1 pseudogene is annotated in these 235 nt (G+C 67.7%); it reads left to right on the top strand.

The features are described from left to right. Positions 1-235 (top strand): annotated as a pseudogene (locus ASE02_RS07750) (S-(hydroxymethyl)glutathione dehydrogenase); the annotation flags it as partial.

The raw sequence follows: 235 nt of genomic DNA, 5'->3' as shown, positions 1-235 counted from the left end.
GATCCGTGGAACCCAGGGCAAGGGCCTGATGCCGGACGGCACCAGCCGGTTCTCGTACAAGGGTCAGACGATCCACCACTACATGGGCTGCTCGACCTTCGCCAACCACACGGTGCTGCCCGAGATCGCGCTGGCCAAGATCCGCCCCGACGCCCCCTTCGATAAGGCCTGCTACATCGGCTGCGGCGTGACCACGGGGGTCGGCGCGGTGGTCAACACCGCCCAGGTCGAGCCG

It is taken from the genome of Phenylobacterium sp. Root700 (genome assembly GCF_001429025.1).
In the GTDB taxonomy this organism is placed as follows: Bacteria; Pseudomonadota; Alphaproteobacteria; order Caulobacterales; family Caulobacteraceae; genus Phenylobacterium.
Note: the sequence above shows the minus strand (reverse complement) of the source record. Positions and strands in the feature narration are given on the sequence as shown.